Annotated in this window: 18 protein-coding genes and 3 pseudogenes; 2 read left to right on the plus strand and 19 right to left on the minus strand. The window is 33.4% G+C overall.

Features of this window, described 5'->3' with window-relative positions; all coding sequences use genetic code 11:
- Positions 1 to 75: 75 nt before the first annotated feature.
- A pseudogene (locus tag D2K62_RS08340) lies at positions 76 to 465 on the minus strand (endonuclease I family protein); the annotation flags it as partial.
- Between the two features lie 8 nt (positions 466 to 473).
- On the opposite strand from D2K62_RS08340, the pseudogene D2K62_RS19450 reads away from it, so the two are divergent.
- A pseudogene (locus D2K62_RS19450) lies at positions 474 to 820 on the plus strand (endonuclease); the annotation flags it as partial.
- Positions 821 to 834: 14 nt separating this feature from the next.
- Here D2K62_RS19450 and tnpB read toward each other — a convergent pair.
- Together tnpB and tnpA are read right to left on the minus strand one after the other, a co-directional pair.
- On the minus strand, positions 835 to 996 hold the full coding sequence (tnpB, locus tag D2K62_RS19455; protein ID WP_112182119.1) for an IS66 family insertion sequence element accessory protein TnpB: 162 nt from the start codon (positions 994 to 996) through the stop codon (positions 835 to 837).
- A 5-nt stretch (positions 997 to 1,001) separates the two neighbouring features.
- On the minus strand, positions 1,002 to 1,295 hold the full coding sequence (tnpA, locus tag D2K62_RS08355; RefSeq protein WP_112182120.1) for an IS66 family insertion sequence element accessory protein TnpA: 294 nt from the start codon (positions 1,293 to 1,295) through the stop codon (positions 1,002 to 1,004).
- A gap of 397 nt (positions 1,296 to 1,692) precedes the next feature.
- Between tnpA and D2K62_RS08360 the strand changes: the two are divergent.
- A pseudogene (locus D2K62_RS08360) lies at positions 1,693 to 2,854 on the plus strand (IS3 family transposase).
- Positions 2,855 to 2,887: 33 nt separating this feature from the next.
- On the opposite strand, the gene D2K62_RS08365 reads toward D2K62_RS08360, so the two are convergent.
- From D2K62_RS08365 to D2K62_RS08440, 16 genes are all read right to left on the minus strand, one after another.
- A complete protein-coding gene (locus tag D2K62_RS08365) occupies positions 2,888 to 4,099 on the minus strand; it encodes a lipopolysaccharide biosynthesis protein (protein ID WP_112182121.1) in 1,212 nt (403 codons plus the stop codon).
- Positions 4,100 to 4,146: 47 nt separating this feature from the next.
- On the minus strand, positions 4,147 to 5,442 hold the full coding sequence (locus D2K62_RS08370; RefSeq protein ID WP_112182122.1) for a hypothetical protein: 1,296 nt from the start codon (positions 5,440 to 5,442) through the stop codon (positions 4,147 to 4,149).
- A gap of 163 nt (positions 5,443 to 5,605) precedes the next feature.
- Positions 5,606 to 6,766, minus strand: coding sequence for a glycosyltransferase family 4 protein (locus D2K62_RS08375; protein ID WP_112182123.1), 1,161 nt, complete (start codon positions 6,764 to 6,766; stop codon positions 5,606 to 5,608).
- 6 nt (positions 6,767 to 6,772) lie between these two features.
- A complete protein-coding gene (locus D2K62_RS08380) occupies positions 6,773 to 7,978 on the minus strand; it encodes a glycosyltransferase (protein WP_112182124.1) in 1,206 nt (401 codons plus the stop codon).
- A complete protein-coding gene (gene wecB, locus D2K62_RS08385; protein ID WP_112182125.1) occupies positions 7,959 to 9,104 on the minus strand; it encodes a non-hydrolyzing UDP-N-acetylglucosamine 2-epimerase in 1,146 nt (381 codons plus the stop codon). Before wecB ends, D2K62_RS08380 begins: the two co-directional genes overlap by 20 nt.
- Positions 9,105 to 9,107: 3 nt before the next feature.
- Positions 9,108 to 10,217: a capsular polysaccharide biosynthesis protein CapF gene (locus D2K62_RS08390; protein WP_117161243.1), complete on the minus strand. Its 1,110-nt coding sequence runs from the start codon at positions 10,215 to 10,217 to the stop codon at positions 9,108 to 9,110.
- Positions 10,217 to 11,236 (minus strand): polysaccharide biosynthesis protein, encoded by a 1,020-nt coding sequence (locus tag D2K62_RS08395; RefSeq protein WP_117161244.1) that lies wholly within the window; start codon positions 11,234 to 11,236, stop codon positions 10,217 to 10,219. Before D2K62_RS08395 ends, D2K62_RS08390 begins: the two co-directional genes overlap by 1 nt.
- Positions 11,229 to 12,437 carry a glycosyltransferase family 4 protein gene (locus D2K62_RS08400; RefSeq protein ID WP_117161245.1) on the minus strand — a complete coding sequence of 403 codons (1,209 nt, stop codon included), beginning with the start codon at positions 12,435 to 12,437 and terminating at the stop codon, positions 11,229 to 11,231. Before D2K62_RS08400 ends, D2K62_RS08395 begins: the two co-directional genes overlap by 8 nt.
- 50 nt (positions 12,438 to 12,487) lie before the next feature.
- Positions 12,488 to 13,114 (minus strand): sugar transferase, encoded by a 627-nt coding sequence (locus D2K62_RS08405; protein ID WP_112182129.1) that lies wholly within the window; start codon positions 13,112 to 13,114, stop codon positions 12,488 to 12,490.
- Between the two features lie 122 nt (positions 13,115 to 13,236).
- Positions 13,237 to 15,063: a polysaccharide biosynthesis protein gene (locus tag D2K62_RS08410; RefSeq protein ID WP_112182130.1), complete on the minus strand. Its 1,827-nt coding sequence runs from the start codon at positions 15,061 to 15,063 to the stop codon at positions 13,237 to 13,239.
- 37 nt (positions 15,064 to 15,100) lie between these two features.
- Entirely contained in the window at positions 15,101 to 15,988 is an 888-nt protein-coding gene (galU, locus tag D2K62_RS08415; RefSeq protein ID WP_112182131.1) for a UTP--glucose-1-phosphate uridylyltransferase GalU, read from the minus strand.
- A 59-nt stretch (positions 15,989 to 16,047) separates the two neighbouring features.
- Positions 16,048 to 16,815, minus strand: a complete 768-nt coding sequence (locus D2K62_RS08420) for a tyrosine-protein phosphatase (protein ID WP_112182132.1) — start codon at positions 16,813 to 16,815, stop codon at positions 16,048 to 16,050.
- Positions 16,816 to 17,243: 428 nt separating this feature from the next.
- Positions 17,244 to 18,008, minus strand: coding sequence for a tyrosine-protein phosphatase (locus tag D2K62_RS08425; protein ID WP_117161246.1), 765 nt, complete (start codon positions 18,006 to 18,008; stop codon positions 17,244 to 17,246).
- 306 nt (positions 18,009 to 18,314) lie between these two features.
- A complete protein-coding gene (locus D2K62_RS08430; RefSeq protein ID WP_112182134.1) occupies positions 18,315 to 19,082 on the minus strand; it encodes a tyrosine-protein phosphatase in 768 nt (255 codons plus the stop codon).
- 150 nt (positions 19,083 to 19,232) lie between these two features.
- On the minus strand, positions 19,233 to 19,931 hold the full coding sequence (locus tag D2K62_RS08435; protein ID WP_112182135.1) for a CpsD/CapB family tyrosine-protein kinase: 699 nt from the start codon (positions 19,929 to 19,931) through the stop codon (positions 19,233 to 19,235).
- On the minus strand, positions 19,906 to 20,673 hold the full coding sequence (locus D2K62_RS08440; protein ID WP_112182136.1) for a YveK family protein: 768 nt from the start codon (positions 20,671 to 20,673) through the stop codon (positions 19,906 to 19,908). The genes D2K62_RS08435 and D2K62_RS08440 overlap by 26 nt, the downstream gene beginning before the upstream one ends.
- Positions 20,674 to 20,800 lie beyond the last annotated feature (127 nt).

A 20,800-nucleotide genomic window follows, 5' to 3' on the forward strand; every position in this document is an offset into this window, starting at 1 on the left:
ATAATTCTACTATTTCATTATATTTTAGCAGCTACACTCTCCCTCTATCGTCAGGGTCCTGGATTTTTACTGTTATCACCATATTTCTTCTACCCATCCTGGATTGTCTATAAATGGATTGCGATTATGTTGATAATCAAGATAAATTATTTCATTCCTTTCTCTTTCAAAGTCATCTACTGGGTCTTGTTCATTCCATTCTTTTAAAGTTGAAAGTTTACCGTGTAAAGGCGAAGAACCGTTATTTACAGATCCAGAAACCTCTAAGTCTAACTCACCATTATCCCCTTCATAACGTACTGCCATGTAAAAAATCATGCGTGCAACATCGCCTTTAACTTCATCACGAGGTTCCCAAGAATCACTGTCTGCATATGTGTCTGGTGCTTCGCCTTGTGCGGTACCCCCATTATCAAATTCTTTATTCCCTCTTGAGCTATTGACAGTCATATCCGTAGGACGCAAGTCAATTACAAGATAACTCGGTTCAAACCGTAGAAGGTTATATAGTAGGTAAACCAATTTCTTCATCTTCCATCCAAACATCAAATTTCAGTGATGATTATTCTTTGGCAATTGCTGATGACACACCTCATATTACGCCCATCCCGGTCTTAAAAATACAAATCAATTCACGTTAGACAGTAGTTCTGATCCTACTGGAGACTATTATGATAATGCTATTGGCAAGACGGGATCTAACCTGAAATCGGCACTCCATAATATTATTGATGATCATACCGAGCTTTCCTATAATGACGTTTGGGATGCTCTTCGTTCTACAGATGAAGATCCAAACAACTCGAATAATGTTATTATCCCACTGTAAAATTTTTAATTTATCTCTATTTCGATTACAGAACATAAAGAGTGCAGGGAGAATGGATCAAGTTCAAATGCTTCTTTTACTATAATTGCTAGGCCATCAATTGACTTTCTAAGGTCCGTAGGACCACTACAAGCTAAATAGACCCTTTCATAGTATGGATGAATCATTGATACTACAATAAATGTAATACATCAGATACAAGTTGACGATCAACCTGTGGTTTTACTTCCACTGATAGCTTATCTATCTTAATAATGATAGATGAATGCTCATCGATGTTAGCCGAATGGCTAATTTCTAACCAATTGCTAGAAGAAATATTATCTGTTTGTTGATCAAACTTACGTTTCCAGTAATACATTTGATGAATATTAATATTTTTTTTGCGGTACCAAGCAGCCATACTAAGGCCACTATCGCTCCATTGGTCCATACTTGCCTCCCATTCTAACTGTTTATCTGACATGAAAAGCCTCCTTCGAGATTTAATCTATGAAGATTATCTCATCTGGAGGCTGTGATGAATACGCGTGAAGTATTTGACGCTTATATTTCATCTAACACAGCCCTCTAAACTTTCAATTCAATTAATTCAAAAAATTTCAACCAAAAAAGCCTTGCTGCGATTTTCCTCACAAGACTTCTCAACTTATAGTGGTCATACTAATCAAAATCTAGTTGAAACAGGATTATTCGAGAAGTGACAGGCACCCGAAACTATTCTTAGGGTATAGGGTATATCATAAGAAAAACCGTTTTGAAACCAATTATGTAGTGAAGAGACCTAATTAAATGAGACAAAGGAAAAAGCACCCCGTGAGTCGTATATATATTAAACGACTATTATTGGAGGTACTTTTCTCATGGGGGAAAAGAAAAGATTCTATACGGAAGAAGTTAAACGAGAAGTAATTGAAATGAAGTTATCCAAGAAGTACACGAATAAACAGCTTATGGACAAGTTTGGGATACGTAATGAGTCTCAAATTAAGACGTGGATGAGATGGTACAGACAAGGAGAAGAACATCGACTGTCACAACCCATTGGTAAACAATATTCCTTTGGGAAAGGTCCTGAGGAACTGAGCGAGATAGAACAATTAAAACGGAAAGTGAAACATCTAGAAATTAAAAATGACATCTTAAAAAAGTACCAGGAAATCGAAAGGAGTTGGCACCAAAAGTAGTAATAGAGCTAGTAGAGTCGCTAAAAGGCGTTTATACGATAGCGATGATATGCGATTGTATCGGCGTTCCTAGGTCCACTTACTATCGTTGGATTCAAAAGTCATGGAAGCCGACAGAACTAGAAAAACAAATAATCGATATTTATAACTCCCTAAAATACAGAGTAGGGCACAGAATGGTTAAAAAGTTATTAAAAGAAGATCATCAGATTTCGCTTAATAGATTAACTGTGCAAAAGATCATGCAAAAATATAAGATCCAATGTCGCGTCAAACCTAAACGGAAAACAAAAATTGCCGGTGAAAGTAAATGTATCGTTCCAAATTTACTGGAACAGAATTTTAAAGTAGATAAACCAAATCGAAAGTGGGTTACAGATATAACCTACTTGAATTTTGGAGAATCAACGATGTATTTATCAACCATTATGGATCTGTACAACAATGAAATTATTGCTTATCGAATTGGTCATAACCAAAAGGTAGATCTCGTACTAGAAACATTGAAATCAGCTTGTAATGGGCGTGAAACGAAAGGACTGATTCTTCACAGTGACCAGGGAGCGCAATATACATCGTATGCTTTTCAAAATTCAGCCCAAGAAAAAGGCATTATCACAAGCGTGTCCCGTAAAGGCAATTGCTTTGATAATGCCGTCATTGAATCCTTCCACTCCACCATAAAGTCGGAAGAATTTACACACACCAAAAGGCGCGTCTTACAAACTCTATTGTACTAGAAAAAGTGGAATCTTACATGTATTATTATAACTATATACGACCATTTTCAAAATTAAACTGCCTTTCCCCTGTTCAATTCAGGGCAAAGGCAGCATAGGTGTTTTTTCTTGTCTCATATCACTAGGTCAGTTCATAGAATAACAATTTTTTTATGCAAAGAGACAGTTACTGTAATTAACATAAATATAACTTGAAATATATTTGAAATTAATATAGCATAGCAAAAACCAAGCAAACCATAGTGAATCATGCCGTAATAACCTAATATTAAATATACAATAAAATAGACACCTTGAATTATAGGTGGCCATTTTGCTTCACAATATCTTAATAATGTTGGTTGAATTGTGTTTCCTAAAATAAAAACAATAGCGGCTAGATTAGCAATATTAAAATAAGGTATTGCGTCATTAATAATTGTTGGATAAAGTAACTTCGTAATAGGAATTCCTAATGTAATTATTCCTATATAAATAACAAAGGAACATAACACAAAAAGACTTGTACGTTTGTAGAACTCTCTTATTTTTAGTTCGTCTTCCTTGGCGTAATATGTGAGCAAAACACCCGCAATAGGAATAAATATAATTCCTGCTGTCTTACCAAGGTATGACGCAACAGTATATGCAGAAACTTCTTCAGCTCCCAGAAAAGGATATATATAAAATCGATCCATATACATCATCATTGTAGATAAAACAGATGCTGACATAATGAAAAAGAATTTGTTAAAACTTTTTTTGAATAATGACGTTATTTGAAATTTATCACGCACAATTTTCGATGTATTTAGAATGTATATACATGAAAATAATTCTCCGAAAATAAATAAAAACACCCATAATCCTGTGAAATAAGTAATAATAATACCAAATAAATATCCAAACAATCCAAATAAATTTGACATTAGTACTTTATTATAATTTATATTTATTCTAAAACTAGCTGAGTAATAAGCACGAATTAAAATTAGCAAGGTTATTACAATAGAGCCTATTACTGTTACATCAATTTTCTTTAGAACTATAGTAGTTATTACGGCTACAGTAATAGCACCTACTATCGAGATACCTAAGAATATTGGATTATAATCACCATGAAAACCTTTTTTCTCATATTCCGCCTGTAATAATATTCTAGTATTATTTAATGAATTACCTAAGGATACACCTATAGCATTAATAATTCCCATAATCATAAGAATTAATCCATAATCAGATACTGAAAATTGCCGACCAAGAAATGGATATGCAAGTAATTGAACTGCTGCAGTTAAAATTAGTGAAGCAACAATATTTAAAAATGAATCCTTATAGATACCTTTTTTAAAAAATGAAAGCATGCTTTAACCCCGTTCTTTTATGTCAACTTTAAATATAGAATCTTTATTTAAGTAAGCCCCTTAAGTTCGTCATTTTTCAAACTGGAATTAAACAATATTAATAATAGAAGCATTAACCCTATTCCTCCTGTAAGAAAAGCAGTTAAAAGAGAGTTGTCATTCAGTACAAACACCATATAACTAAATGCAGCTACTACTATATACTGAGGAATTCGCCTGGTTAATGAGTCAATCATATAAAAAATGATAGCTAGTACTATTGCGAAAAATATCAAATTGATAAATCCACCATTCGCATAGGCATCAGCGAAAATACCAGTGTTAGAATTAGATACAGCTCCATCGTGAAAATGGCTACTAATGACGAATGGTACTGGTTTACTAAATGGACTTTCTACAGAGAAAATTTCCCCTATGATACCATCTGCAAAAAACATTTTATCTCTATATTTAAAGAAATCATAATACTGGTACTGTATTTGAGCAGGCACATAAACCATTCTAAACGGAATGGAATTTCGAAGTGTAGTTGAAATATTAATGATATCTAAGATATAAGAGACTATGATTATACCAGTGAATCCTAATGTAAAATCTCTTTCAAATTTATTTTTCCTGAAAACTATAGCAACCATCACTAACATCCCAACAGAAAATAAATATGCTTTAAAACCAAAACTTAAATAAAGTAGCAGTTGAAGCATTAATATTAGAAACATTTTCCCTTTTTGCCTTTTAAATAGAAAATATGCAAAGAAAAATGGACAAAATACTTTTGCACACCAATTTAATAGGTATCCTGATATACCAGAAAAGTGAATCTCTGAACGTAAATCATAAATAGAATTAAAATTAAATGCCCTAAAATCTATTCCACCTCTTTTTATAATCATATATACTGTTATCAGTATATATATAATAAATAAAATACTTAAAAGTAATTTTGCGAATTTTATTTCTTCAAAAATATTAACAATTTTTATTGATTTAAGAAAAATAGATATTATTAAACAAGCCAAAATTACAACACTAATATATGATAAACTTTGATTATTTAGCCAATAATATGAAAGTAATGGTACAACTAAAAATAAAACAAACATTAAATACAGATATGTTGAGGGTCTTGATTTATCTGTTGGCAATAGAAAGATTATAATTAGAAGAAATAATGTTGAAATAAAAAAACCTAAAACATTAGTTTCTAAAGTCAAACCTGTGTATTTATATAATGGTGATATTCTAAAAATATAAATAAGTTCTATAACTGTTTTATATATTAAGACATACATAAATATCTTTAGTATGTTTAACTTATCTCCTGTATACTTATCTTGTTTCAAATTCACTTCACCTCTATTGCTTAATGTTTCATAGTTATAAAATCCTCATTTATTTAAAACATTAATTAAATTATTAACTAGATCTATGCAAGTAATGTAATTAATACATATCTCGTCAAAAAAGGTAATTCTTTCAGATTAATAGATTCCATACTAGAGCATATTATTGTATGCTTTCTTTCGCAATTTTTGCATATGAGAACCTTGCCATTCCATATAGTTCTGCATTATTTTTCATAGATTCATAAAAATTTGGATTATCTAGGATTTCTTTAACTTTAGTTCTTATTTCATCCACAGAATCTTCATAGAGAAATTGGCAATTCCCACCTACATTAATATGGGTTGTTCCCTCCCAATATTTAAATAGACAAGGGACTCCTATTCCAACAACTTGCTCCCATATGACAGAATGTCTTCCTGGAAAAACAGCTAAATCAGCGGCAGCTAAATATTGGTATGTGTCATACGGTGAAATCCACCCTACGTATTGTATCTTATTTCCATTAATTAATAACTTTAATTCATCTTTAATCTCAGGTTCAACTGATCCAAAAACAATAAGCTTAACTTTTTTATTATCAACTTCAATTTCGCTAACTGCTTTCATTAAAAGTAATATTTGTTTTTTTGCTGAATCAATCTTACCACCTGTTATAATCAAAAAATCATCTGAATTAATTTGATGTTTTTTCCGAATGTCTAATCTATTACTATTAGCTTTCGCCTCTTTAACTCTTTCATCGTCAGCACCTAAGACCAACAATTCTACTTTTTTATCAGGTAATTTATATACCTCTTTTAGAAAATTAACTCTAGCCGGCAGAACCCCATAAAATTTTTTAGTATAAGGCTCTATCAATTTACCACACCACTTCCAAATAACCTTATGAAGGATATACTCTGAGAACCAATTTGTAGCACTATTTGAAAAATCAGCATGATTATCAACATAAACAACAACTTCAGAATGTTTTTTTAAGTATCTAACAATTGTAATAATATCTATAAATTGTATACCATGGATAAAAAGGATATCGGCCCTTTCATTAGAGATTGTCTTATATAGATTTTGGTATTTTTTGAATTTCGAATGAACATTTGTATTGTATTGAGATTTAATTCTAATTGTTTTAATTCCATACTCATTATAATAGATTTCCCTACTATCTATATCCAAGTCTCCAACATCATTCCATATATACTGAGATGTTATTACACTAACATCATATCCTAAAGCTTTATGATATTTAGGAAGTAGATTATCTTGATATGTCCAATTATCAGTTAGTGGCCCGCATAAGCATAAATGTGTGATTTTCATATTTTTTCACCTGCAATTTTCATATAGTTCTACATACTCGCTATATTTATCTTCCTTACTAAATAGCTTATTTACACGATCAATACAACTCATACTATAAAATGATTTATATTTTGTCTTTATAATCTTAATAGCTTCAAGTGTTTTATACATATTACCTTTCTCTACAACTATGCCGCAAGAATCATCTATACACTCAATACTTCCACCTGTTTCAAAGGTGATTACAGGAGTTCCACATGCCAATGCCTCTAAATTAGTTAAACCTAATACTTCTTCTAGAGTAGGATTAACAAATACATCGGCTGAAGAATATATTTCTGCCAATTCTTTAATATCATTAGTTCTTGTAATACCTAAAATATTATTAGGTAAATTCTGTTTTTGATTTTCTGATAATCCAATTAAAACTATTTTTTCATCTTGTTCTAAATTGTAAGAAAGTTCTAAAAAAAAGTTATAACCTTTTTTTTCACTCCAAGTACTTGCGGCACCTAGAAGAATAAATTTATTTTCAAGTCCGTATCTAGATCTAAAGGTGCCTTTTGATGGTTTAAAAACATCTATATCTATTCCATTATTTATCAATTTAACTGGATACTCTTTCAAAAAAGAAGCTTTCACTATATTTTTCAACCAATTTGAAGGGGTAACAATAGTTAAATTTTTCACTCCCGTAAAGGCTTCTTTCTTCTTTTTGTAATTTTTTTTTGAATTATTAATAAATAGACTTGCAGGATATTCTCTCTTTTGAGAACAAATATGATTACCATCTACCTTCCAACATTCACAACCTACATATTCAAAATGAGTACAATGACCAGTAAATGCCCAACAATCATGTAAAGTCCAAACAACAGGCTTATTAATTTCTTTTAGATAATCAAACAAAATTTTAATATTAATATAATATCCGTGAATGTTGTGCAAATGAATTACATCCGGATCTAAGAACTTTATCTTTTCAATAAAATTCTTAGTAGCTCTTCGAGATCCAAAACCATGTTTATCAAGTATTCTTGTCTTAGCTACATGGGAATAGTTATCAAATTTATTTCCTATCCGTATAGCTGATTCACAATTCATTGGATTATTTCTTCCATAAGCAACATAGCTTTCATGACCCTGTTCTTTTAAGATAGAATGTATATCCGTTGTAATCCTTCCTGTACTTCCAACACCACAAACAGAGTTAATTTGTAAAATTCTCACTATATTTCCCCCACACGACCCTATTCACATAATCTGTATATGATAGAAGTATTCTAACTACCTTATCGGATACATTAGACATACTATAATCTTCAACAAGCCTTAATGTACCAGTTTCTTGAGTTTCTAAGATTTTAAGGCCTTGTAATATTCTATCTTTTTTCAGTCCAACCATCATAACTGAAGCCTCTTCCATAGCTTCTGGTCTTTCATGAGTTTGTCTAATATTAAGTGCTCTAAATCCAAGAATGGAAGATTCCTCACTGATCGTTCCACTATCACTAAGCACCGCTTTAGCTTTAATTTGTAGCTTGACATAATCATTAAACCCTAATGGCTTCATAGTTTTCACTAAAGGATTAAACTCTATTCCTTTAGTCTCAATCATCTTTCTAGTTCTAGGATGTGTACTTACAATAACAGGCATATTATATTTTTCAGCAATCGCATTTAAACTAACAACTAAATCTAAGAAGTTTATATCTGAATTCACATTTTCTTCTCTGTGAGCTGATACTACAAAATATTTTTCTTCATGTAGCTCCAATCTCTCTAGTACATCTGATTTCTCTATGTCAGCTTTTCTAGAGTGAAGCACTTCAAACATTGGACTTCCCGTTTTAATAATTCTATCCGCAGGGAGGCCTTCTCTTAACAAATATTCTCTTGCAATATCACTATAAGTTAAATTAACATCAGCTGTATGATCGACGATTTTTCTGTTCGTTTCTTCGGGAACTCGTTGGTCAAAGCATCTGTTTCCAGCTTCCATATGAAAAATTGGAATCTGCCTTCTTTTTGCTGCAATTGCACATAAACAACTATTTGTATCTCCTAGGACTAAGAAAGCATCTGGCTTAACTTCTTCCATAATAGGATCGATCTTGACTAAAATATTACCAATAGTTTCTACTGCTGTTCCTGTAGCTGCGTTTAGAAAAAAGTCAGGTTTTTTCAGGCCAAAATCCCTAAAGAATATTTCATTTAATTCATAATCATAATTTTGTCCAGTATGAACTAGCGTGTGTTCAATTGCATTTGATTCTTCTAATTTATTTAAAACAGCTGACAACCTTATAATCTCTGGTCTAGTACCTACAACTGTCATAACTTTTAACTTTTTCATTAGTTATACCTCCAGGTAGTATGTGTCTGGCTTCTCTGGGTCAAATGGCTCGTTGGCCCACATAATAGTGACCATATCTGTAACACCTTGGTTTTCTATATTATGGGTATAGCCCGTTGGTATATCAACTACCTCCATTTTTTCTGCACTTACAAAATATTCAATGACTTCATCAGAGTTAATTTCTCTAAAGCGAATGACGCCATTCCCACTTACGACAAGAAATTTCTCATTTTTTGTATGGTGCCAATGGTTACCCTTCGTGACACCAGGTTTTGATATGTTAACAGAAACTTGACCTCTTTCTGGAGTCTTAATAAACTCTGTAAAGGAGCCTCTCTGGTCTACATTCATCTTAAGGTCATAACTGAATTTATCTTCTGGTAAATAACTGAGATAAGTACTATACAATTTCATTTCAAATGAATTAGACATATCTGGAATTGATCGTTCTTCTCGACTTTTTTTAAATGAATATATTAAGTCAACAATTTTCCCAAGAGTAAGAGTATGAACTATCGGAATCCTACAAAAATCACCAGACGAAGTTTCTTTATTTTTTAATGCATTGATCAATTCTTCGATCACATCATCAATATATACCAACTTCATCTCAACACTAGGGTCGTTAAGAGTGATAGATAAGTCATGAGATACGTTATAACAAAACGTAGCTACTGCACTGTTATAATTTGGTCTACACCATTTACCAAAAACATTAGGAAAACGGTAAACTAGAACCTTTGCTCCTGTGACTTTATTATATTCATAAAGTAAATCTTCCCCCGCTTTTTTGCTGATACCATATCCGTTAGCCAATTCGGCTTGGGTTGATGAAGAAATCATAACTGGGCAAGTATTTTTTTGTCTTTTTAGCGTGTCTAACAGAATTGATGTGAATCCAAAGTTGCCATCCATAAAATCTGACTCATTCTTAGGTCGATTGACTCCAGCCAAATGAAACACAAAGTCAGCTTCTTTACAATAATCACCGAGTAAATCAGGATTAGTGTTCTTATTATATTCAAAGATGTCAGTATAATTTTGGTTCCTTAATTCTGCTACAAGGTTCTTACCGATAAAACCCTTGGCACCAGTTACTAGTATCTTCATTATTTATTCCAACCTTTTAATTCATTTTGAACAAAGTCTAGCATTAATAATTTATCTTTTATTGCTTCAATACTTAATCTCTCAGTGTTATGAGAATTATATTCTTCTTCAGTGGATAACTGCTGGTCACCTTCTTCGAAATACTTATCATAGTTAAGATCTCTCTTATCAGCAGGTACTCTATAAAAACCACCTAAATCTTTTGCAACAACATGCTCTTCTCTAGTTAAAAGAGTTTCATATAACTTTTCACCATGGCGCGTACCAATTGTTTTTATTTCATTATCAGAATCGAATAACTCATTAACAGCTTTTGCTAAATCTCCGATAGTTGACGCTGGTGATTTTTGGACCATGATATCTCCAGCTTCAGCGTTCTCAAATGCAAATACTACTAATTCGACGGCCTCATCAAGACTCATCAAGAACCTTGTCATGTTAGGATCAGTAACCGTCAAGGGTTGCCCATTTTTAACTTGTTCAATAAATAGTGGAATAACAGACCCTCTTGAAGCCATAACATTTCCATAGCGTGTACCACAGATTAGAGTTTCAGCGGGATCAACTGTCTTACCCTTAGCCACAAAAACCTTTTCCATCATGGCTTTAGAAATCCCCATTGCATTAATAGGGTAAGCAGCTTTGTCAGTAGACAAGCAAATTACTTTTTTAACTCCACTCTCCACTGCACCATTTAAAACATTTTCCGTACCGAGAACATTAGTTTTTACTGCTTCTAAAGGAAAAAACTCACATGATGGAACTTGTTTAAGAGCGGCTGCATGAAAAATATAATCAACACCATACATTGCGTTCTTTACACTTGCTAAATCACGTACATCACCTATATAAAATTTAAGTTTATCATTTTTATAGAGTTTACGCATGTCATCTTGTTTTTTCTCATCTCGTGAGAATATACGAATTTCTTTTATATCTGTACCTAAAAATCTTTTCATAACAGCATTACCAAAAGATCCTGTACCACCAGTTATCAGTAGCGTTTTATTCTTAAACATCTATTATCCCTCCAAGACTTTTTAGGGTGTTCTCTAATATCGACATAAATTTCTCTTTACTATAATTCTCAATGTAATAATCATATGAGTTACTAGCCATGTTTTCTTTTTCACTACTATTACAATACTCAATAACTATATTTGCTAGCCCTTTATAATCCTCTGCAGCACAACATAATCCGCTATTTGATTCTTCTATTACACGTCTTGTCTCACCGTTAATTGCTCCTATTATGGGTTTACCAGCTGCCATATAAGATTGGACTTTACCAGGAAGTGTATAAGAAAGGTTTTTGTTATCTTTTAGGGTTATTAACATTGCATCTGCCATACTATAATACTTTGGCATTTCACTCAAAGGAAGTCTTCCATAATACCTAACATTTTTCAGCCCTAAGCTTTTACTGATTATCTTACATTCTTCTAACTTGGATCCATCTCCAATTATATAAAACCCTATATCTGGATAATCACTTAATTCATTAGCCGCTTTAACTATTGTTTCAACACTTTGCATATCACCAATATTTCCTGCAAACACAAATATATATTTATAATCTTTAGAATCTGATATTGAATTAAATTCAGTGGTAAATAAATCTTCAGCATATTGAGGAAGATGACGTATAATTTCGGTTTTAATTCCAAGAGTACTACCAAAGTATTTTTTGAACATACTAGAAGTAACTAAAATTAAATCTGGTGAACTATATATCCATCTTGAGACTTTTAAAAAAAACTGATACGATATTGAATTTTCTTTAATTCCACCAGCCGCTAAACTAGCAGGCCATAGATCAAGACTATAAAGTAATATCTTTTTCTTCTTTTTCTTCTTATAAATTATTGCGGGGATACTCATCACAACTGGTGAAAGTTGATTTACGAATACCACATCGAATTTTTCTTTCATAAATAATGCTTTTAAAGATGCTGATATAGCAAAACTAAAGTAATTCAGAAAAAGTTTTATTTTACTACTACCTCTACCAATCTCATAACTTCTTATAATTTTTACGCCCTTAATTACTTCATGCCTTTTCTTACCATTACGATACTCATCAAGCACTCGTCCCTCTGGATAATTAGGAAGACCTGTCAGCACAGTTACTTCATGACCCATTTTTACAAGTGTTTCACATATATCAGTAATACGAAAAGGTTCAGGATAGTAATATTGGCAGACAACTAGTATCTTCATTAGCACATAATCCCCCAAAATTCATTAAACATTTTCAATGACTGTAAATATCAAACCTTATTCTTTTTAGTGCTCACAACTTCCTCATGAGATTTATTCCTACCTTCAATGATACCATCACTCTTAACCACACTTAGAATTGTCCCAAAGAAGCATCTAACATCCATTCTAAGACTTATGTTCTCAACATATTCTCCATCTAATTTAGACTTCACTTCAATAGTAAGTTCATCTCGACCATTAATCTGTGCCCAACCAGTCAAACCTGGTGGAACATCATTAGCATTATATTTATCTCTCTCTTCTATAAGATCAAACTGATTCCAAAGCGCGGGTCTAGGACCTATAGTACTCATTTGACCAACAAGAATGTTCAAAATTTGAGGAAGTTCATCAAGAGAAGTTTTTCTCATGATTTTACCGATATTGGTAATATACTGGGTTGGATTATCCAATAGGTGCGTTGGCATGTCCTTTGGGGTATCTATCCTCATAGTACGAAATTTCAACATATAAAAATGAGTCTTAAAAATGCCAACACGTTTTTGTTTGAAAAATACTGGTCCTCTTGAATCCAGTTTAATAGCTATGATAAGAATTATAAATATTGGTGATAGAAGTAATAAACCTATTAATGAGAGAACAATATCTAATAGTCTTTTTATTTTTAAATACATGATCTATTACACTCCCAGAAGTTTAGTTTAGTAGCTTAGTACTTAATTAGAATTTAAAATCTTTCCAAGCAAATGCCAACCTCCTTAATCACAATGATATGAATAGAGGTAATGTTAAAAAATCATCCCTCAACAGCCTTCAATTCTTTCTCGGCATAAACAATCGCCATCAACGCTTCTTTCACTTCTTCTTTCGTATAACCTTCAAACTGTTCAATTAAATCTAGTAATCTTCCCATCTCTACATCTATTGTTCGACCAACGTATATTTTTTCGTACACTTCTCCAGGAAGGACCTCATTATCATCTAATAATTCTTCGAACATTTTTTCTCCTGGTCGGATACCGGAGAATTCAATTGGAATTTCGTCTTCTGTGTAACCAGATAGTTTAATCAAGTTTTTCGCAAGGTCAACGATTTTAACAGGTTCACCCATGTCTAGTACGAAAATCTCTCCACCCTTAGCTAATGTTCCTGCTTGGATTACAAGACGTGATGCTTCTGGAATCGTCATGAAGTAACGTGTCATATCAGGATGTGTGACTGTAACTGGTCCACCTTTTTCAATTTGTTTTTTGAATAGTGGGATAACACTTCCACGGCTACCTAAAACATTACCAAAACGTACCGCAACGAATTTTGTTTTACTTTGTTTGGCCAAGTTCTGTACGACCATTTCAGCTAAACGTTTTGTCGCACCCATTACATTCGTCGGGTTAACTGATTTATCGGTTGAGACTAATACAAATGTATCTACCCCATACGTATCACATGCTTCTGTAACGTTTTTCGTGCCAATTACATTATTTTTAATTGCCTCATGTGGATTATATTCCATTAATGGGACATGTTTATGCGCTGCTGCATGATAAACCATCGTCGGTTGATATCTTTCAACAATTTCAAATATCCGTTTACGATCTTGTACATCAGCTATAATTGGTATGATTTCTGTATCTTTATCTTGTAAAGTTTCACGTAACTCCATATCAATTGAATAAATACTAAATTCACCATGACCAACGAGTAATATTTTATCTGGATTAAATGCCATCAATTGACGACAAATCTCGGAACCAATTGAACCACCAGCACCAGTAATCATAACTGTTTGACTTGTAACAAATTCTGAAATAGTACCAAGATCTAGTTGTACTGACGGACGTCCTAAAACGTCTTCCACATCAACATTACGTAATGCACTTACGGAAACACGACCACTTGCTAAGTCTTCAATTCTTGGAAGCATTTGCACTCTAGCATTGGTCTGATTGCACATCGTAACAACTTCATTCAGTTCCCCATTACTTAAGGATGGAATGGCAATTACGATATGATCAATTTTCATTTTTTCTACTATCTGTGGTATGTCATTCGTAAATCCTGACACTGGAATATCATATAATTGCATTTTTTGTTTGTTGCTATCATCATCAACAAAAGCCACTGGATTAAGATCTGTATTCTGTGGTTCATTTTTCAACTGACGAACAATCATCGCACCTGCAGCTCCAGCTCCTACTATTAATGTGCGTTTTTGATTACTGTTTGAAACTATAAAACGATCTCGGAAAACGCGCCAAAAAAAACGTGAACCTCCAATAAAAATTATGTGAAGCATCCACGTAATAACGAAAGCACGGCGATAAATCGTAAAGTCATTTATCAAGAATTGAATAATTGCTGTTGATATAATCGATAAGGTAATTGCTTTTACAATCGATGTTAATTCTCCAACACTAGCATATGCCCATACTTTATGGTAAAGCTTATAAAGTATCGCATAAAGGTGATGAAAGAATAATAATGTAATCGAACTGATGACTATCATATCCATCGACCAAACGGAACTCGATGGATAGACAAGCCATGCAGCAATAAAAATTGCTGTCGTTACAATTATCGAATCGAGTAATATTAGAAATGTCATCCTTTTTCGATAAGACATGGGAAAGATCCCTACTTTCTCTACTGATACTTTTTGTTTATTTTGATGTTGTTTTCATTTCTCCAACAATTTTTTGAAGTAATTGTTTTACATCCGAGCCGATCTCTTTATCTTGTAATGCATATTCAATTGTTGTTTGGATAAAGCCTAGCTTTTCTCCTACATCATGGCGACGTCCTTCGAAATCATACGCATATACTTTTTGAATTTCATTTAACATTTGGATTGCATCAGTTAACTGAATTTCTCCACCAGCTCCAACTTGTTGACGATCAAGGAATCGGAAAATTTCAGGCGTGAAGATATACCGTCCCATAATCGCTAAATTCGATGGTGCTGTACCTTTTGCCGGTTTCTCGACAAAATTATTCACTTGATAACGTCTACCATTTTGTTCTTTAGGATCGACAATACCATAACGATGTGTTTGATCTTCTGGTACTTGTTGTACACCAATTACAGATGATTGTGTGTCTTCATATTCATTGATTAGTTGTTTTAGGCATGGAACATCACTTTGAACGATGTCATCGCCTAAAAGTACAGCAAATGGTTCATCTCCAATGAATTTACGCGCACACCAGACAGCATGTCCTAAACCTTTTGGTTCTTTCTGACGAATATAATGAATATCCGCAAGATTAGAAGAATGACGTACCTTGTGTAATAAATCAAATTTCTCTTTCTCTTCTAAATTACGCTCCAGTTCAGGCGAATTGTCAAAGTGGTCTTCAATTGCACGCTTCCCTTTACCCGAAACGATAATGATATCTTCAATACCTGAAGCAACCGCTTCTTCAACGATATATTGAATCGTTGGTTTATCAACAATTGGTAACATTTCTTTTGGCATTGCTTTCGTCGCTGGCAAGAAACGAGTTCCTAATCCTGCTGCTGGTATAATTGCTTTTCTTACTTTTTTCATTAGTGTTATCTCCCTTACTGCGTTCTATAATTTAGTGTCATTTCGGATCTACTAATTTCTTAAAAGAGACCCATAAACTTTTTCTTTTTTATTCGTTCTGGTTCTTGTCCGATTACGGTTTGATTCTCTACAATATATTGTGCATTTTCCATAAAATAATACAGCATCGCATGACCAAATGTGTCTTTGATTACTGTATTCGCTTCTTGATTACGAAAACCTCTTGTTGTGATGTTATGTGCATCTGATGCAATAAAATGGGTTAAGTTTGCTTCAATTAAATCTAGACTAAAGCTTTTGATCTTTTTCCCAAACTTACCTGCGACACTTGCTGCGGTAACTTGGGTTAATGCACCATTTCGAACCATTTCAAATAACAAATTCGGATGTTCCATAATCGCTTTGTTTCTTTCTGGGTGCACGATAATCGGTTTTAAATCATGCACTTGCATATCAAATAGAAGTTGATTGGTAAAACGCGGTACAGAATTGGAAGGGAGTTCGACAAATAGATAGTCGCTCGTTTGATTTAAGGGTAGTATTTTTCCAAGATCATAGTCTTCAACCATTTCTCCATAAATACGTGTTTCTTGTCCTGGTAAAACAGTTAATGGTACCTCTTCTTCTTCTAATCTAGCATTTACTAGCTCAACAAGAGGTAGAATAGTTGACTTGGTATTGTTATAGCTACCGTTCTTATGATGTGGTGTAGCAATAATCGTATCGATACCTTGTGCTACTGCAGCTTTTGCCATTGCAACACTATCTTCCAAATGTTTCGCCCCATCATCGATATTCGGTAATATATGACAATGAATGTCGATCATAATGCTCCAACCTCTTTCTATTATAGAAATTAATCTTCCAAAACAATATTTACAGTATAACAGTCGAATTATGAAAATGAAATACGTTTTGTAACGTTTTCCTATAAAATGATTGTCGAAATTTGTGACTTTTTAACTATACCTTTTAATTCTGTGACCTAACACGCATGTATATTGAACTACTTTTTTTCCAGTAATTCTTAATGAGCTGTAATCAAAAGCTTATCTTTCGTCAAGTATACAACATATTCGCGTTAATAATAAGCCTTTTCCTATAGTTTGCATTGTGAATTTCTGTTAATGTTTGTGGCTATCTAAAAATGTTGATTAAACAGAAAAACCTTCCACTTAAAGTAGAAGGTTTTTACTCGCTATTGAAATAGAGTCTGCATTTATATTACTATTGGTCATCTTAAATAACTATACCGTTATTTATTCAAGAAATCCAAACGTTTCTTTTTCATCCGGACTGGTTCTTCGGTAATAACTGCCTCACCTTTGGTCAAATACATGGCATTTTCATAAAAAAAATAAGTCATCTCATTCCCAAAATGTTTCCGTACTTTTCTTAAAGCTTCTTGATATGAATAACCTGAAGCTTTACTCGCTTCTGAGCCAATAAAATGTGCTAATCTAGCTTTCATAATTTCCAGTGTGAATTTTTGTGTTTTTCGTGAATTTTTACCTATAATACTGTCAGTTGCTAATTGAACAAGTGCTCCTTGTTTTACTAGTTCATATAACAGATCGGGATCTTCTCTGATAAAAGGATTCGTTTCTGGGTGTGCAATGATTGGCTTGTATCCTTTTATTTGCAAATTAAAGATAAGCTGCATCATATAAGCTGGAATGTGATTGCTCGGCAAGTCCATTAACAAATATCCCGGTGTTTCATTTATAGTAAGTAAGTGATCCTTCTCTAAGCTTTCAATCATTTCGCCATATATTCTTATCTCTTGTCCTGGTAGCACGGTTAACGCTAGTTGTTCTTCTTGAAGTCTTTGATTAAGTGTGTCTACTTGTTGGATAATCTGTTGTTTGAAATTATGGTATTGTCCATTCATATGTTTTGGGGTTGCGACTATTGTTTCAATCCCCTGTGCTAAAGCAGTTTTAGCAATAGCTACGCTCTCTTCAATATGTTTCGGTCCATTATCTATTCCAGGTAAGATGTGGCAGTTTATATCGATCATATGAACATCTCCTATCTCGATTTAGGGTTATTTCAATTAGGTTAGCACACTAGCATGTGTCAATGGATTAGAAGCTTTGTCACTTTATATCGATTGGCTTAACTTTTCTGAGAATATACTGTCAGTCTGTGTAATGAAGCTTTATCATCAACTCTATATACTAGTTTTACCAGACTATAGTCAGGAATACATATAACTAAAGTAATAGATTGGAGAATTTCCCACGAAAAATGTAGTGCACAAAAAGATCCTAAACCTATATGGCTTAGAATCTCTTTTCGTGGCATGTACTTTGCTAAGGTATGCTTACGACTTTCTAAATATACCTAACCCTTTTTTCTTGATATGTAATGGCTCGTCAGTCATTACTTCATGACCTTCTATTAAACTGACCGCGTTCTCAATAAAATAAAAAGCCTTTTCATCCCCAAATTGTTTGGTTATTTTCATTATTGCATCCTGAAATATATATTTTTTAGAAGATCGCACTTCTGAACCGATAAAATGAGCAAGATTAGATTCAATCAGTTGCATCGCAAATTTTTGCTCTTTTTTCGAGTTTTTACCGACTATACTAGCGCTTGCTAGTTGTGTTAGTGCACCCTTTTTAACTAAGTTATATAGAAGGTCTGGATCTTCTCGAATGATTGGATTCGTTTCTGGATGTGAAATAATCGGTTTTATACCCTTTATCTGCATATCATAAAACAGTTGAGTTATATAAGATGGAAAATGGTCTTTAGGTAATTCAATTAATATGTATTCTGTCGTTTCATTTAAAGACAATAAATGATCTTTCTCGAAATTAACAAGCATATCACCATAAACACGAATCTCTTGTCCAGGTAGGACTGTTAAAGCTATTTCTTCTTCTTGCAGTCTTTGGTTAAGGATAGCCACTTGTTGGATAATCTCCTGCTTTAAGTTATCGTGGTGCCCGTCCTTATATTTTGGTGTTGCAATAATAGTGTCTATTCCTTGTGCTACAGCGGCTTTAGCAATTGCAATACTTTCTTGCATGTGTTTTGTTCCACCATCAACTCCAGGTAAAATATAACTATGTATATCTATCATATTACCCATCTCCCATTGAATTAAATCTATTACTTTATGCCTAATCGTAACACAAGTCACCATGTCGATGGATAGGAGTGTTTGTCGATTTCTATAAATTTACTTTTATGTAAAGAAAAAACCTGTCACAAGATTGTGACAGGTTACAGGTTAATTACCACCGTAATAGTAATAGTTACTTCCTTTTTTCATTTCTTTGTCATTAAGAATAACACCAAGTAATTTTGCCTTTGCTGGATCTAATAATTCACGTGCCTTTTGCGCAGCTTCATATTCTGTTTGCTTACTACGTACAACAAGCAATGCACCATCACAAATATTCGCTAAGATTTGTGCGTCTGTTACAGCAAGAACAGGTGGTGTATCAAATATTATCAAATCATAATGTTCTGAAGCATCATGAATCAATTTCTCCATTGCTCGTGAACCAAGTAATTCTGATGGATTCGGTGGAATTGGACCACATGTTAGAATATCCAAATCTGGCGTGTCGCTTTTTTCTATTGCTTCATCTAACGTTGTTTCTCCTACTAATACACTACTTAAGCCTCTGCGATTGTCGACACGGAAAGTATAATGTACAGTTGGCTTACGCAAGTCCGCGTCAACCAGTAAGATTTTCTTCTCTTGTTGGGCAAATACAATTGCCAAGTTTGCAACGGTTGACGACTTTCCTTCAGAGGGTCCAGAAGATGTAACAAGCATCGTTTTCATTTCGCCATCAACTGCTGAGAATTGTAAGTTCGTACGAATCGTTCGGTATTGCTCTGAAATAGGTGAACGCGGATTCAACTTTGTAATCAAATGACGTATCACATTATTTTTAGCTAGTTTTCTTTGTTTTGCCACCGAAATTCCCCCTCTCTCGATTACGCGCTGAGCCCTGTGTTGGGTAATGTGTTGATGCTAGATCACTTTCAGTAATATGTGAGATCACACCTAGCACTGGCAAGTCGAGTTTGTGCTCAATATCTTCTTCTGTCTTAATCGTGTTATCCAAGTATTCAAGCAGAAAGGCTAATCCCACACCAACCATTGCACCAAGGACAAGTGCGATTGCGATATTAAGTGGTGGATTCGGACTAACAGGTTGTGGATCTGCAGCAGTTGTCGCTTCTGATAATACACTAACATTATCCACATTCATTAAATCAAAAATATCACTTTCAAAGATTTCTACTGTTTGGTTTGCAATAGCCGTTGCCATCTCTGGATCCGGGTCAGTCGCAGTTACAGTCACAACTTGTGAACTATCTTCATTTGCTACGCTGATCTTTTCACTTAATGTACCAGCTGAAATGGTTAAATCTAATTCTTCCACTACTTGATCTAAGATTCGTGAGCTTTTAATAATAACGTTATACGTACTAATAATTTCAACATTCGAACGAATTTCATTCACATCGACGCTATCGTCTTCGCTTGATTTTTGATTTACAATGAATTGAGAAGTAGATTGATAGGTAGGAGTTAAGAGAAAGTAACTAACAAAACCACTAACAAGTGCAGCTCCTAAGGTAAGCATAATGATCAGTACTAAGCGCTTTTTCAGCACCTCGAATATTTCTTTCAATGATATAGTTTCTTCCATAGATATGATCCCCCTGAAGCTTATTATAATCATGTATTATTTTTATGAAATAAGTAACAAAAGGAATTATATCATATCTATTTGTCAAATTGGGACTATTATTATAAATTCATCTATAAAAAATATT

Source organism: Paraliobacillus sp. X-1268 (genome assembly GCF_003426095.1).
GTDB lineage: Bacteria > Bacillota > Bacilli > Bacillales > Amphibacillaceae > Paraliobacillus_A > Paraliobacillus_A zengyii.

Coding starts and splice junctions, on each gene's coding strand:
- tnpB (WP_112182119.1), bottom strand. CDS start 996: ATGATTCATCCATACTATGAAAGGGTCTATTTAGCTTGTAGTGGTCCT.
- tnpA (WP_112182120.1), bottom strand. CDS start 1,295: ATGTCAGATAAACAGTTAGAATGGGAGGCAAGTATGGACCAATGGAGC.
- D2K62_RS08365 (WP_112182121.1), bottom strand. CDS start 4,099: ATGCTTTCATTTTTTAAAAAAGGTATCTATAAGGATTCATTTTTAAAT.
- D2K62_RS08375 (WP_112182123.1), bottom strand. CDS start 6,766: ATGAAAATCACACATTTATGCTTATGCGGGCCACTAACTGATAATTGG.
- wecB (WP_112182125.1), bottom strand. CDS start 9,104: ATGAAAAAGTTAAAAGTTATGACAGTTGTAGGTACTAGACCAGAGATT.
- D2K62_RS08390 (WP_117161243.1), bottom strand. CDS start 10,217: ATGAAGATACTAGTAACTGGTGCCAAGGGTTTTATCGGTAAGAACCTT.
- D2K62_RS08395 (WP_117161244.1), bottom strand. CDS start 11,236: ATGTTTAAGAATAAAACGCTACTGATAACTGGTGGTACAGGATCTTTT.
- D2K62_RS08400 (WP_117161245.1), bottom strand. CDS start 12,437: ATGAAGATACTAGTTGTCTGCCAATATTACTATCCTGAACCTTTTCGT.
- D2K62_RS08405 (WP_112182129.1), bottom strand. CDS start 13,114: ATGTATTTAAAAATAAAAAGACTATTAGATATTGTTCTCTCATTAATA.
- D2K62_RS08410 (WP_112182130.1), bottom strand. CDS start 15,063: ATGTCTTATCGAAAAAGGATGACATTTCTAATATTACTCGATTCGATA.
- galU (WP_112182131.1), bottom strand. CDS start 15,988: ATGAAAAAAGTAAGAAAAGCAATTATACCAGCAGCAGGATTAGGAACT.
- D2K62_RS08420 (WP_112182132.1), bottom strand. CDS start 16,815: ATGATCGACATTCATTGTCATATATTACCGAATATCGATGATGGGGCG.
- D2K62_RS08425 (WP_117161246.1), bottom strand. CDS start 18,008: ATGATCGATATAAACTGCCACATCTTACCTGGAATAGATAATGGACCG.
- D2K62_RS08430 (WP_112182134.1), bottom strand. CDS start 19,082: ATGATAGATATACATAGTTATATTTTACCTGGAGTTGATGGTGGAACA.
- D2K62_RS08440 (WP_112182136.1), bottom strand. CDS start 20,673: ATGGAAGAAACTATATCATTGAAAGAAATATTCGAGGTGCTGAAAAAG.